Below are 13,225 nucleotides of genomic sequence, written 5' to 3'. Positions count from 1 at the left end.
TTATCGCCCCTTCCGTTGCGATAGCACCACAACCAGCACATACATCCCACCGACCACCGTGGTAATCGCCCCCACCGGAACCGGCCGAGCCAGCGCAAATTGGGCGAACAGATCAGCCAGAAACAAAATCGAGGCACCCGCCAGCGCGCTATGCACGAGCGAAATTCCGCCCCGCCCAGCCACCACCCGCCCCACCTGCGGAGCAGCTAAGGCCACAAAAGCAATGGGTCCGGCCGCCGCCGTCACCACACACGTCAAAGCAATACCGACCGCGAGGATCCCCCGGCGAGCCTTCTCGACCGGCAGGCCATGGGCAGCTGCGGCGTCGTCGCCCAATTCCAGTTGCCGCAAGGGCCGCACGCAACACGCCACCAGCGGCACCAGGCACGCAAGAATTCCCAGCGCCGGCCCCACATTCGCCCACGACGCCTGCCCGAGCGACCCGGCGCCCCACACCGCGAGGCTGAGCGCCACCTCGTCCGAAGCCCGCAAGAGCAACCAGGTATTCGCCGCGCTGAGCATTGCCGTCATGCCAATCCCCACGATAATAAGGCGAAATCCGGACACGCCGTTGCGGTAGGCCAGTGCATAAATAATTATTCCGACGACGACGCCACCTGCCAGCGCGCCCATACTCACCGCGAGGGCTCCGCCCACGAGGAATGTCCGGGTGAGAATAACGCCGGTATAGGCGCCAGCGTTGAAACCGATAATATCCGGCGAACCGAGCGGGTTACGGGTGAGAATTTGGAAGAGCGCGCCCGAAAGCCCGAGCGCTGCCCCAAAGGCGACCGCGGCGAGGATGCGTGGCAGGCGCCAGGTAAGAACAACCTGGGCCGCGAAATCCCCCTGACCTGCAGCCACCGCCCTCATCGAATCCGGGGAGAAACAGGCGGCCACCTCCGCCGGAGTGAGAGGTAAATCGCCGAGGAGCAGAGCCCCGAGGCAACCGACCACCAGGACGAGGCTCACCACGGCCGCAACCAGGCGGGAACGGCGTCGTCGTGCCGCGGTGGAGCGAGAACGCTGGAGCCGCGCGGTTACTGGCACTACGGGGCTTAGCTCTGGCGCGGCGGGAACGGACTGCGGCGCGGCACCCGTATGCGGTGCGGCGGGTTGCGGCGCTGCGGGCTGCGGCGCTGCGGGCTGCGGCGGCGTACTCATAGCGTGAAAGCCTTTCGCCGGCGGACGAGGTAGATGAGGACCGGGGCGCCCAGGAAAGCGCTCACCACGGAGACCGGCAGTTCGCCACTGGGAAGGATGATACGCGCGAGAATATCCGAGGCGAGGAGCAGGGCCGGCGCCCAGATTGCGGACAGTCCCACGACCCACCGTTGATCCGCGCCGGCAAAAGAGCGGATGGCATGCGGTGCCATGAGGCCGATGAAGGCGATGGGGCCGGCGATGGCAACCGCTCCTCCGGTGAGGAGCGTCATCGCCGCTATGCCTGCCAGGCGAATGGTGGTGACGTTCGCGCCGAGGGCCCGGGCGGTATCGTCGCCGAGGGCGATGATATTGAGAGCCGGGGTGAGCGCGGCGGCCACGATGAGCCCGAGAGCGAGGAGCGGGAGGACCGGCAGGATCACCTCCCAGGGGCGGTTTTCCAGCGTGCCGGCCGTCCAGACGAGGATTTCGTTGAAAGTGCGCGGGTCGGCCAAGCGCAGGACACCCACGACGCCGTTGAGCACAGCAGAAAGCGCCACCCCGGCCAGGATGAGGCGCACCGGATCCGCGCGACCGGTACGCTGCAATCCGATCAGGAGCACCACCGCGGTGGCCGCGAGCGCACCCGCCACCGCCCACCACATGTAGACGCTCGGCCGGCTGATGCCCGCGAGCGCGATGGCGAGGGTGACCGCAAAACCGGCACCGGCCGAAACCCCGAGGATTCCCGGTTCGGCCAGCGGGTTGCGCGAAATTGCCTGGATAAGAGCGCCGGCAACCCCGAGTGCGGTACCGATAGCGATGGCGGCGACGGTGCGCGGCGGGCGCAAAGTAAGCACTGCTTGCGCGTCCATGGAATCGCGGTCCGCGCCGGAGAGGATAGTAAACAGTGTTCCCGGGGAGATGGGGCGGGCGCCGATGCAGATGGAGAGGATGGCTAGCACGAGAACAGCGATCACTCCGACGAGGAGAGCCGCGGCGCGCCGGCGCGCGATGGTGCGTCCAGGGGCGGCGTGGGCGGCTCGGGAACTGCGGGGAGGCGTGCCACCTCCGGAGTGGCCGGCCGCGGCAGGGGCCCGGCCCGGGTTCCGGTGATCCGCGGATGTCGCGGGAGCGGGACAGGCGCGGCGTCGTACCGAAAAACGCAGGTGGGCGGTGCTGTTCATAACGAGAACAGGCTACCCCAATTAAACAACGCCAGCGTATCCTAATAGGGCATCTGTGGTTTCAGTGACAACCACACGACCACCGCAGCCGCAGGTGCGTCCGGCCGCGAGTGCGGCATCCACGAAAGGAAGTTATGAAGAAGTCCCTGACCGCGTGGGCAGGCACCGTCCTGGTGGCTTGCCTGGCTTTTGCCGGATGCGGTTCTCAGAAGAGTAATGATTCTGCCGATTCTTCGGCGTCCCCTGCCTCGTCCTCCTCCGCGGCGGCAAGTTCCGCGGCGGATGGGACCACCACAAACGAGGCCGTGTTCCCCGCAACGATTGATACAAAATTCGGACCCGTCACCGTCAAGGAAGCCCCGCAGCGCGTGGTCGCTCTGGGCTGGGGCGATGCCGAAGTGGCGCTTTCGCTGGGCGTGCAGCCGGTGGGCGCGGCCGACTGGCTGGCTTTCGGCGGCAACGGCGTGGGCCCGTGGGTGAGCGAATCGTACGAGAAAGCCCCGGAAATTCTGGGCACCATGGAGCTTTCGTATGAGAAGATCGCGGCGCTCAAGCCGGATCTCATTCTCGATGTGAAGACCTCGGGCGATAAGGAACGCCACGATAAGCTTTCCCAAATCGCCACGACGGTCTCGCTGCCGGAGGGCGCGGATAATTGGCTGACGTCCACGAAGGACCAGGTCACCATGATCGGCGCGGCGCTGGGCAAGCCGAAGGCCGCCGCGGCACAGCTGGACGCGGTGGAGAAGAAGTTTGCCGAGGTCACGGCCGCGCACCCGGATTGGCAGGGTAAGTCGGTGACTGTGGCGACCAAGACTTCCGAGGGCTGGGGCGCCTACCTGAAGGGCGATACCCGCCTGGAGTTCATGACGAAACTGGGCTTCGTGCAGAATCCGAAGGTGCAGGAGCTGGCCACCGCCGATAGTGGTTTCGCCGTGCAGCTGTCCGCCGAGCAGCTCGATGCTATCGATGCGGATCTGATTGCGGCGTTCCCGATTTTCATTGATACCGCGCAGATTACCGACGACGCCACCTGGCAGAAGGTCCCGGCGGTTGCTGCCGGCCACGCCTTCGTGGTGGACGGCGACCTCTCCAATGCGTTCTCCCTGGGCACCCCGGCCGCGCAGCTGTGGGCTCTGGATAAGCTGACGCCGCTTATTGAGAAGGCTGTGAAGTAAATACTCTTGCGGCGAAGCGCCTGAGGCTGCCCGCTCATGGACGATAATCCTAAAGCTTCCACCATGGGCGTGCGCATAGATACGCACGGAGCGCCCCGGAAAAACCACTCATATGAGTGATCTTTCCGGGGCGTTTTCTGTGGCGCGAAGTAACGCCGTGACGCGCGGGCGGGTTCGCAGCCGCGACATGCCGGCATTCGCCGCCACTTCGCGTCGCGACGCAACGGAACCTAGCGTTCCAGCAGCTCAGCTACCCGATTGAGCCACTCCTTCCGTTCTGTCACCACGTCCACCATGCTCGCGGTGCCGGGCAATGCTCCCGGCCCGCTATCGGGCATATGTGGGGCCCGCGAATAGGTCCACACCTGTTTTTTCGGTTTCTCGAAAGACGGGTCACACACCGGGATCCGGCTGAGCATGTCGTCCGCGCCGCGTCCCAGATAGAACGGGAACGACGGCGCAAAGGCTTTCTTCCCCAAGTAGGTAACGAAAGCAGGACTGCGCAGCGCGGCGTCCACCTCCTCCTGATGCCCCGGGCAGGTGACTCGCACGAGGAACTCGGCTCCGGCCAAGTAGGTGCGGCGGATGACCGCGTTCGAGTTTTGCTGGTCCGGGGTGAACGCCAGGTTTTTGTCCGAATCACTTTGTTTCCGGATCCACAACTGGCGTGTTCGGAACTCAAGCTCGTCATTGCGGAGGCCGCTTTTAGTAGCACGGGGATTAATGGTCTGAAATTCATTGATGAGACGACCGGGGCGATCAACCCTTACTGCAAAATCAGCTCCTTCCAGCCACTCTGGCCATTCTTCGCGCGGAGCGCCTAGAGCGCCCGCGAGGAGACCAAGGAGACCGGACCGGGTAGGCCTAAGTTCCGAATTGACCACGTTCCCCGTCACTCGCGGCCCCGCCCAGGATTGCACGGGACCCGCTAGACGCAGGAATGTTGGATTACTCATTCTGGCCACCCAAGATCCACGCCACGACCGTGTCAACCAGGCCGTCCTTCGAGGTGGGCTCCACTCCAAACAGCTCTTCCAGCTGGGGGAACGTTCCCGTAAGGGCCAGTGCGCTCCCGAAGTTATCAGGATCGAAACGGCGAGCAGCATGGAATTGGTCCCCGAGAGCCCGCACGGACGGCTCCAGGTATCCGCCTTGGGAGCTGGTCTTCACCGGCGTTTCAAAGCTGTAGGCGCAGCGGTAGCGCTGCTCTTCAGCAAGGACGACGACGGGCTGCGTGTAGGGCGCCGTGGAATGCTCCTTACCGCGCGGTTGGCCGTAAATAAGAGCGGTAATCATCTCGCGTAGGTTTTCCTCCGCCTCCGGCTTGCCAAAAGCGGTCCAGCTAACTTGAAGCTGTTCGCGATCAATGGTTACCGTGCGGTAGAAAATACCGCTGGTAAATTGGCTGATCCCTAGGTAGGTTGCCCCACTGCGGGATTCGTCCCCGGCGAACTTATTCTGCTCCCGAATATCGTCAACGGTCGAGAAATAGTCAGTGCCAATGGTGGCAGCGTGGGTGGTCACGGCAGGAGATACGCTCAGCGCCGCTTCTGTACCCTTCTCAGGTTTCGCCGCAAACATACGCCCAAAAGCGGCGATGGCCAGGGAACCGGTGCAACCGTTAAGCACGAACTCCGTATCAGGATCGACTTCGCCAGCCACAACCTGCGCCGCAACCTGAATCTCTTCCCCACTCAACCAGATCGAACGATCCGCTTCAGCAGCTCCCGCACCATCATCGGCATCAGCTTTCGCCTGCTTCTTCGTGAATTGACCGACGAGAGCACGAGCCTTTGTCAAGGTTTTCTTCGGGTCTAGATCGGGGGAAAGCTCGAGGGCGGCGTCGCGAATAACTTCCTCAAGCTTGCCAGAGCGCACTGAAACGTCAAGGCTGGCCTTTTCGTAAGCAACGCGTGCACCACGTTTGATGGCCTGCGAGGAATGCATGGCGCGGAGAACACCGCCCTCCATGAGGCGCTTGGGGGTTCCCGAATCGTCACGATTGAGATTCGAGTAGCTGATCGGAGTAAGGAAATGCAGGGTTAGGTGACGGTACATGATTGGTCCTCTCGGTTATGGTTTTAGTTTTCAGAAGCTTTGGCAGGAACGGTTTCAGGTTGATCTGAAACCGCAAGTTGAGGTGCGGAATAGAATTCCTCTATTACTCGCATTCGAATGTGCTGAGATTGAGGTGACAGGCCGTTCCCCCAGCGCATCAACGTATCGGCAATATCGAAATAATTGACGGGAGGAACTGGGCCAGGAATCGTTGAGGCCACCTCAAAAATTCGTTTGATGGATCGGGCTGCTTCTTCCATATCTTGGGTATGCAGGTAAGCCAGACGCGCGGCAATCATTCCTGGATTATCTGGTGAAACTGATTGTGCGCGTCCGTTTTTGTTCTCAGCGGTTGCCACGCGATATGCCCACCGCCCCAAACTGTTGCGGCGCTTACCCTCACTGGAATGAGGCACCCGGTCATATTCCGCGGCCAGGGCTGCTACCCGCAGCAAGGCATTACGTTGCTCGGGGCGTGCATCTTCTGGCACCGCAGGTAGTACATAGGGATAAGCACGCACTTGAGTGAACGGTGTTGCGCCCTGCCGAATTGCTGCACGCGCGGCGCGATAGTCAGGATCTTTACGCCGTTGCAAGATTTCGTACAGTAACGCCTTCCAAGGCTCCCGTTGCGGGGTATCTATCTGCGTCATTGTTATTTCTCCTCATAAGCCGTGGAAACATCAAATTGTTTTGTGACAGCCCGAATATGGCGAGCAACATTCGAATAAACTGCCGCGAAGAGCGCCAGATCTTGACCCCGGTAGGGTGCGATCGCTTCTTCGAAAGCTCCGAGCGCAACCTGAGCAGCCCCGCCGCGAGCCGCACGGATTTCTTCAGGACGCCGCTCAGCGGACGCCACTTGAGAAAGGAAATCTTCATAAGAGCGGGTGATCGCGCGCCAGAAAATATCCGATGCCGAATCCCGATAGTTTTCAAGCGAGTCAAGAACCGTAGGCAAGCCATTAGGCGCGACGGAGACTGCCCCGCGTGCGCGTCGGAAAGGTTGGATCACACAATAGTGCAGAGCCTGGATGAACTCTGCATGGCGCCGAACTTGGCCCTGTGCTCGATCAGATAGCCCGAAAGCCCATAGACGCGGATCTGCCACATCAACCCGCGAGGAACGGATAACTGGAGAAGAGGCGGTTCCTTCGATGTAATGGCGGATAAATATCAACCGACAGTCAGAGGAAGAAACAATGCGATCATGCGCTTCTGCCACTTGTGCCAGCCTGCCGCGGGCAGCCCACTCCACTGCTAGATCCGTCGCGTCCCTCCCAACGTCCATCCGCTGAGCTTTTAACTCGCCGGACTTATTAGGCAAATACAGGTAGAAGGGATCGCTCTGATCGCGCTCAACCCAATAGGCTTTTCGACTTTCTTTCGTTGATCCTGCTTCTGGAGGAACCCAGGCCGGTGGAACGCCACCTATGCGCACACCGGCGAGCTCGTTATCCTCCCAGTAACAGGCAGCACTATTGGATGACCAGGTAGCCCGCCATAGCGGATGATCAGTTCCGCCCCGAGATCCGGTTCGATCTGCCCATGCTGGTAAACCGTCGCCTTCTACCCATGAGCGTGGGATCATCGCTAAAAGCGTATGAAGAAGCGATGAGCCTTCCCAAATCAGTTCGGTAGCCGTCATTCCTGCGCCGACAAAATGGAAACCAGGACTTCCCATTTCAGCTTTTTGACCAGCATAAGAGTTATTTCCAGCTGGCGAATAGCAGTGATAGGCGAGAAGGTAAAGCGCTGCATCTTCCAGGGAAAGGGTGTCGCGCTGCGTTAGCAGACTCCAGAATTCTTCACCTTGATCGGAGATCATGGAAGGTAGCAGCTTCTTGAGCCGCAGCTCCCCTTTCCCGAGCTTGCGCTCATTATCTTTCGCATTACGCATCGGCTCCGCCGGCCGTTGCATAAATGGCTGCTGGTCATCGAATAACAAGGCCCCCGGTGCGAGTATGTCGATGGCTTTGTCAATCGCCTCGGGTTCAAGCCCCTCCGAGAGAATGCGTTCCCATTCGATCCGGAATGGATCCCGCTGGGTGTGATTGGACTGCCTTAAAACCACGGCAACAACTGCCGCTAGCAGTCGCAACTCTGCACCATACACATAGCCCGGGACGGTCTTATCCAGGACCACCGGTTCGCGGCCCATTTTTTTGTCGGAGGGCTCTTTTAGAATATGAGCATCGAGAAGCGCATCACGAACCGTCAAGCGCCCGCGTGGCGTAACCAGTAACGGAATGTCCGTCAAAGCATTGATCTTTTCCATGCTTCCTCTCCTTTGAGATGGAATGAGACTAACAAGAGTGGAAAGCTTTGTCAATCCATTTGACCCGTCTTTACAATTGCGTTTCTCCCCGCTAATATGAAACTCAAGATAAGGGAGAAACCCAGCCTCGAAAACGCTGTTACCCCCGCTTACGCGGGGAAAGCGGCCTATCTAGGCAATCCATTAGACCCTGAAATACCCACGCTAGCCGTGGAAACCGCTCGCTAAGAGCCTAGTCGACGGAGACGAATATGGCAGATCAACACACATCGGAACCCCAGCCGATCTTCCTAACAAAAGTACCGGTGCACACCCTTCTCTCACGCGTTGCCCTTCACAAACCAGAGCGCGGATGGACACTGAAGGACCCGCAAGTACGCCACCGCGCGATCATGGCGCTCTTCCCACAGACCAACGCGGAACACCCCCGGGCGGAAATGGGGATTCTTTTCCGCTTGGATCACGTTCCCGGAGATGCCCCATTCTTCCTTATCCAATCCCGCGAACCGGTGCCGCAACTCAACCTCCCCCACGAGGCCGCGATGAAAGAGGTTGAACTCAAGGAACTCCCAGCTGGAACTCCAGTTTCGTTCCGGATCGCTATCAATGCGATTCAACGCATTGGCACCGGGGGAACTCGGTCAATTCCGCTCGACGGGGAGGAACCTGCCCCTGGAGTCCCAAGTCTCTCTGAATGGCTGAGCGCAAAACTATCCCCTGCCCTCACGAATACAGAGATCATTGACGCGCGGCGCGAAGTTCTCACCACCGGTTCGGGAAAAGACAAACAACGTGCCGTCCAGATTGATACGATCAACGGAGTTGCCACCGTGGGAGATAGTGGAGCACTACTCGCAGCCCAAACCAACGGAGTTGGACGTGCAAAAAGCTACGGCTGCGGACTCCTCTCCATCCAGGCACTATCGTGACGGGCACACACCCCAGCATATGGGCCAAGCAGCGCGGTACGGAAACGTCCTACCCACTTCTTGCCCACTTGCTGGATACCGCAACTACTGCCGGAGTCCTCTATGAGACTTGGCTGAGGCCCGGTCTGCGCAAAGTTCTCGGACCTGCGGGGAAACGGGAAGTGGTGGAATGGGTGGCCGGATCGCATGACATTGGAAAAGCCTGTCCGGTATTCCAGTACCAGCAAACCCAAAAGGGACCGCAGTGGGATGAGATTCGGACCGCACTCCGTACTAACGAACCGCAACTTGGTGACATTTCCGAGTGGTCTCGAAACTTCTACGAGGATTACGCTCCCGATATCCGCCACCACCAGAAAATGTCAGCGCTCCTGCTTCATGGGACGAAGATCAATCCGGACGCATACGCAGCGCCATCGTGGAGATTCCTCTCCGCACTTGGGCATCACGGCCGCTTTGAGACCCCATCCTGGAACACTGAAGAGACCGACTACCTTTTCGAAGATATGGAAAGCACCGGCTGGCTTGCCCTGGCCGATGATCTCCTCACTTGCTTGGAAGAAGGCATCGGCATAACCCGGGCTGATCTTCCGGCCGAGCTTTCACCAACCGCAACAATCTTACTCTCCGGCCTCACCGTGCTAGCCGACCGCATTGCCTCAGGCACCGAATGGGTAGCCGCCCAACAGGAACTCCTCGCGGCCGGAAAACTCACCCTTGATGACCCAGCCGGGTGGATTACCGCGTGCCGTGCCCGCGCTCGCGCTCGCATCGAAGAAACCGTCGGGGTGTACCACGGCTGGGAATCCGCAGAGCAAAGTCAACGGGCAATCCTCGGTAACCGCACGCCCCGCCCACTCCAAGAAGAAGCCACCCGGGTAGGTGGCGGACTGTGGAATGTTATGGCGCCCACCGGCGTGGGCAAAACCGAAGCGGCCCTACTCCGGCATGCCACCGCGAACGAACGCCTTATTTTCCTGCTTCCCACCCAAGCCACCTCGAATGCGCTCATGCGTCGCATACAGCGCTACTACGCAGATACTCCCAATGTGGCTTCGCTCGCGCATTCCCTCGCCTCCACCGAAGATTTTTATAATCAACCGGTCACCATGGGGGAGGACTCCGGTGCTACCCCGCGTACCAGCAGAACCACATCCACAGAGAATGGCGCTAGCACGGCCGGCCTTTTCCCCACCGACTTCGTTCGCTCCGGAAGCTCCCGCCTCCTGGCACCCGTATGCGTCGGCACTGTGGACCAGGCACTCCTGGGCGCCCTGCCGGCAAAATGGACCCACTTGCGGCTCCTCGCCCTGGCCAATGCCCACGTTGTTGTGGATGAGGTTCATACGCTCGATCAGTACCAGAGCGGTCTCCTCAGCAACCTTCTGCTCTGGCTGCGCGCCACAAAGACCCGGGTCACCTTCCTCTCCGCAACCCTTGCCTCCGCACAACGTGCCACCTACCTCGAGGCTTATACAGGCCAACCCCCGCACGACGCCGCACAATTCCCGCTGCTCGAAAATACGGATACCAACGGAACCCAGCTGCGGAGTATTCGCCCCGACGGTCCGCCCCGCACCCTCGCGATTGACCGCAGTACCGAAAAATACTGCCAGCTCACCACCTTCCACCGTGATTGGGTGCGCGAACAGCGCCGGCGTTACCCCCAGGCCCGCATCGGAGTCATTTGCAATACGGTTGCGCGCGCTCAGGAGCTCACCCGAGCCCTCGCCGCCGAGGGCAACGTTGTTATCCTCCATTCCCGCATGACAGCTGAGCATCGTCGTCGTAACGCTGAACTCCTCGAACGCGAAATCGGATCGGGCAGCGCGGGCGCCGCGCTCACGGTCATCGGAACGCAAGCAATCGAAGCATCGCTGGACATCGACCTCGACCTGCTCCGCACTGAGCTATGCCCGGCCGCATCCCTCATTCAGCGTGCCGGGCGCCTGTGGCGTTCCGCCGATCCGAACCGCGCCACCCGGGTGCCGGGACTGAGCGGGCCGCGAGTGTCCGTCGTCGCTATTAATGGCAGCGAGGGGCAGCAGCTACCGTACCTGGCCAGTGAACTGGCGCGCGTGGAGAAATGGCTTAAGGCTCATACTGACATCCGGATTCCGGAGGATTGCCAGGAATTTGTGGACACCGGCACTCTGCTGCTGGCGGATATCGAGGAAGATAAACCCGATGAACTCAATGAATTCGCGAAGAAATCGCTGGCGGCAATCCGCGCCCGGAACGCTACGTACGATATGAAGGAGTGCCTGAGCGAAGGCTCCCAGGTGAAATCCTTCGCTGCCATGACGCAGCGTGATAAAAACCTCGGGGACGAGCGTTCAACCAGACTCATCGAAGTAGAAACCACCCGCTTGATTGTATGCGGTGATCCGGATATTATTCCCGGCGCCTGGACCGGGGACCCTGAAGATTTGATGAAGCTGCGCGGCAGTGACCGTGAAGGCATACGCCGCGCCTTGCGTGCGTCCGTTCCGGTCACGGTTACTGGTCGTGCGAAAACGCTGTTTACGGATGCGGCGTCGCTTGAAAATGCGCCGTCGCTACTTTGCCGCTACCACGTTTTAAACGACGGCGCAGCCCATTACGACCCGCTCATCGGGCTCGTTGTGCCGGGTAGCATTCCGGATCCCACGTGCTCTGGCACGCCCGCACAGCCCACCACCGGGAAGGAGTGAACATGGCTTACTCAGATGAGGCTCTGGCCTTCCGCACTATTAAGGCGAGCGAGCAGGTGCGCCTCGAGGACCGAGTTTCCTTCCTCTACCTCGAATACGTGCAAATTCGCCAATCGCGCACGGGCGTGGTGGCTTATGACGCTGGCCGGGAAGGAAAGAACGGGTCCTTGGAAGGAACCCGCGCGCGGGCAATCCAACTCCCCATCGCCGGGTTAGCAGTGCTTACTTTGGGCCCCGGAACCTCGATTTCGAGCGCGGCACTCACTTCTTGTGCTCGCGCCGGAACCACCGTTCTTATCACCGGTGGGGGAGGTGTGCCCCTGTATACCCATGCCACGCCGCTGACCTCAAGTGCGCGGTGGGCCATTGCGCAAGCTCGGTTGGTGAGTAACGAAGCCCGGCAGCGCGAAGCCGCGCTGGTGCTCTACAAAAAGCAGCTGGGGGTGGAGAATGCGCCTGGTAGTTCTATCGCAACGATGCGCGGCCTGGAGGGGCAGCTCATGCGCAATACCTACCGCACTATGGCGGCAAAATATGGAACCGGGAGCTTCACGCGTGATACTTCCTCGGATGACCCGGTCAATGCCGGCCTCAACTTAGCGAACTCAATCCTCTACGGGTGCGCAGCTTCGGTGTGTGCGGCGCTGGGAATCAACCCGGCGCTGGGGATTATTCACCGCGGTGATGCGCGTTCCTTACTATTTGACCTCGCGGATCTGTACAAACCAAGCGTAACGATTCCCCTAGTTTTCGCGGCGGCGCGCGAAGAAGACCCCATGACGGCGGTCCGCAAAGCGGTGCGGAGAGCTATCGTGGACCACCGGATTCTTCCCGATATGCTCGCCACCATCATGGACATCCTCCAGCCTTTCCTGCCCGCACGCGACGACGACCGGCTTATCTCCGGAAATAACGTCGAAGTTTCCGGCCACACCCAATACGGATAGGAGACCGGAATGTTCGTTGTTGTTAATGCGGTGGCCATTCCAGATCACCTGCGCGGATACTTGAGCAGATTTCTTTCCGAGGTGACCACTGGATTGTACGTGGGCGTTGTTTCCGCGCGAGTGCGGGACAATTTGTGGGAAAGTGCGGTATCCGCCGCGGGTACCGGCAGCCTCACTCTTATTTATAACGACGCCGCCCGGGAGCAAGGCTTCGCTCTGCGCAGCACGGGAACCGGCAGTCGCCCAGTCCTTGATCTGGACGGCATGCTACTTATCGGGACGGGTGCGGAGGAAGCAGTTGGTACGGAAGCGGATGATGTAGATCTGCCAGGTGCTTCGCTTAGCTCTCCTGATTCGGTTAGCACCGCGCCGATTCATCGCGAACGGAGGAACCGGGTTCGCAAGCGCACGGTCACGATAGCCAAGCGGGATGATCGGGAGCACGAGCCCGTGTCCGATAAAGATAAGCATAACGGAATAAGCTAAATTTGATGAGTGGGAACTGACGTGGTTGCTGCGCCCAGCGCACCGGTGTACCTCCCGGAGATCCGCAAATCTGGAACTCTGTTCCATTGCGATTTCCAGGTCCGCCGCCGATAAACAACCAGGTCAGGCAGTCTGTTCCCCGCGCGAGCGGGGGTAATTCCAAGGGATACTTCAAAGAGCTGCGCTGAGCGGCCTGTTCCCCGCGCGAGCGGGGGTAATTCCGCCCTCGAATAAGCAAGCTACCCGCCCGGCGCCTGTTCCCCGCGCGAGCGGGGGTAATTCCGCGGCTACCGCGCTTGACGGTGTTGCTAGTTTCTGTTCCCCGC

The 13,225-nt window shown here is 60.3% G+C and carries 11 protein-coding genes; 5 read left to right on the top strand and 6 right to left on the bottom strand.

Annotation, left to right across the window (positions count from 1 at the left end; all coding sequences use genetic code 11):
- Window positions 1-1,164 carry a FecCD family ABC transporter permease gene (locus ACRQEC_RS08315; RefSeq protein ID WP_284890499.1) on the bottom strand — a complete coding sequence of 388 codons (1,164 nt, stop codon included), beginning with the start codon at window positions 1,162-1,164 and terminating at the stop codon, window positions 1-3.
- Entirely contained in the window at window positions 1,161-2,330 is a 1,170-nt protein-coding gene (locus ACRQEC_RS08310) for a FecCD family ABC transporter permease (RefSeq protein WP_284890500.1), read from the bottom strand. Before ACRQEC_RS08310 ends, ACRQEC_RS08315 begins: the two co-directional genes overlap by 4 nt.
- Window positions 2,331-2,464: 134 nt before the next feature.
- Between ACRQEC_RS08310 and ACRQEC_RS08305 the strand changes: the two genes are divergently transcribed.
- Window positions 2,465-3,508, top strand: a complete 1,044-nt coding sequence (locus tag ACRQEC_RS08305) for an iron-siderophore ABC transporter substrate-binding protein (protein WP_284890501.1) — start codon at window positions 2,465-2,467, stop codon at window positions 3,506-3,508.
- 230 nt (window positions 3,509-3,738) lie between these two features.
- On the opposite strand, the gene cas5e is transcribed toward ACRQEC_RS08305, so the two are convergent.
- Genes cas5e through ACRQEC_RS08285 form a run of 4 tightly spaced genes read right to left on the bottom strand, consistent with a single transcriptional unit; the run spans window position 3,739 to window position 7,844 of the window.
- Window positions 3,739-4,464 carry a type I-E CRISPR-associated protein Cas5/CasD gene (gene cas5e, locus ACRQEC_RS08300; RefSeq protein ID WP_284890502.1) on the bottom strand — a complete coding sequence of 242 codons (726 nt, stop codon included), beginning with the start codon at window positions 4,462-4,464 and terminating at the stop codon, window positions 3,739-3,741.
- Window positions 4,457-5,566 (bottom strand): type I-E CRISPR-associated protein Cas7/Cse4/CasC, encoded by a 1,110-nt coding sequence (locus ACRQEC_RS08295; protein ID WP_284890503.1) that lies wholly within the window; start codon window positions 5,564-5,566, stop codon window positions 4,457-4,459. The genes cas5e and ACRQEC_RS08295 overlap by 8 nt, the downstream gene beginning before the upstream one ends.
- Window positions 5,567-5,589: 23 nt before the next feature.
- Complete coding sequence (gene casB / locus ACRQEC_RS08290; RefSeq protein WP_284890504.1) at window positions 5,590-6,219, bottom strand: type I-E CRISPR-associated protein Cse2/CasB; 630 nt, start codon at window positions 6,217-6,219, stop codon at window positions 5,590-5,592.
- Between the two features lie 2 nt (window positions 6,220-6,221).
- Window positions 6,222-7,844 (bottom strand): type I-E CRISPR-associated protein Cse1/CasA, encoded by a 1,623-nt coding sequence (locus ACRQEC_RS08285; RefSeq protein WP_284890505.1) that lies wholly within the window; start codon window positions 7,842-7,844, stop codon window positions 6,222-6,224.
- A 251-nt stretch (window positions 7,845-8,095) separates the two neighbouring features.
- Here ACRQEC_RS08285 and cas6e point away from each other — a divergent pair, with 251 nt between their 5' ends.
- Genes cas6e through cas2e form a run of 4 tightly spaced genes read left to right on the top strand, consistent with a single transcriptional unit; the run spans window position 8,096 to window position 12,899 of the window.
- Complete coding sequence (gene cas6e / locus ACRQEC_RS08280; RefSeq protein WP_284890506.1) at window positions 8,096-8,773, top strand: type I-E CRISPR-associated protein Cas6/Cse3/CasE; 678 nt, start codon at window positions 8,096-8,098, stop codon at window positions 8,771-8,773.
- On the top strand, window positions 8,770-11,466 hold the full coding sequence (gene cas3 / locus ACRQEC_RS08275; protein ID WP_284890507.1) for a CRISPR-associated helicase Cas3': 2,697 nt from the start codon (window positions 8,770-8,772) through the stop codon (window positions 11,464-11,466). Before cas6e ends, cas3 begins: the two co-directional genes overlap by 4 nt.
- A gap of 2 nt (window positions 11,467-11,468) precedes the next feature.
- On the top strand, window positions 11,469-12,413 hold the full coding sequence (gene cas1e / locus ACRQEC_RS08270) for a type I-E CRISPR-associated endonuclease Cas1e (protein WP_284890509.1): 945 nt from the start codon (window positions 11,469-11,471) through the stop codon (window positions 12,411-12,413).
- 9 nt (window positions 12,414-12,422) lie between these two features.
- Window positions 12,423-12,899 (top strand): type I-E CRISPR-associated endoribonuclease Cas2e, encoded by a 477-nt coding sequence (gene cas2e / locus ACRQEC_RS08265; RefSeq protein ID WP_284890511.1) that lies wholly within the window; start codon window positions 12,423-12,425, stop codon window positions 12,897-12,899.
- Window positions 12,900-13,225: the final 326 nt, after the last annotated feature.

The organism is Actinotignum saccati, assembly GCF_051265055.1.
GTDB lineage: Bacteria > Actinomycetota > Actinomycetes > Actinomycetales > Actinomycetaceae > Actinotignum.
The sequence above is the reverse complement of the archived record's forward strand: the minus strand, read 5'-3'. Positions and strand labels throughout refer to the sequence as shown.

Coding starts and splice junctions, on each gene's coding strand:
- ACRQEC_RS08285 (WP_284890505.1), bottom strand. CDS start 7,844: ATGGAAAAGATCAATGCTTTGACGGACATTCCGTTACTGGTTACGCCA.
- cas1e (WP_284890509.1), top strand. CDS start 11,469: ATGGCTTACTCAGATGAGGCTCTGGCCTTCCGCACTATTAAGGCGAGC.
- ACRQEC_RS08310 (WP_284890500.1), bottom strand. CDS start 2,330: ATGAACAGCACCGCCCACCTGCGTTTTTCGGTACGACGCCGCGCCTGT.
- ACRQEC_RS08305 (WP_284890501.1), top strand. CDS start 2,465: ATGAAGAAGTCCCTGACCGCGTGGGCAGGCACCGTCCTGGTGGCTTGC.
- cas2e (WP_284890511.1), top strand. CDS start 12,423: ATGTTCGTTGTTGTTAATGCGGTGGCCATTCCAGATCACCTGCGCGGA.
- casB (WP_284890504.1), bottom strand. CDS start 6,219: ATGACGCAGATAGATACCCCGCAACGGGAGCCTTGGAAGGCGTTACTG.
- cas5e (WP_284890502.1), bottom strand. CDS start 4,464: ATGAGTAATCCAACATTCCTGCGTCTAGCGGGTCCCGTGCAATCCTGG.
- ACRQEC_RS08295 (WP_284890503.1), bottom strand. CDS start 5,566: ATGTACCGTCACCTAACCCTGCATTTCCTTACTCCGATCAGCTACTCG.
- ACRQEC_RS08315 (WP_284890499.1), bottom strand. CDS start 1,164: ATGAGTACGCCGCCGCAGCCCGCAGCGCCGCAGCCCGCAGCGCCGCAA.
- cas6e (WP_284890506.1), top strand. CDS start 8,096: ATGGCAGATCAACACACATCGGAACCCCAGCCGATCTTCCTAACAAAA.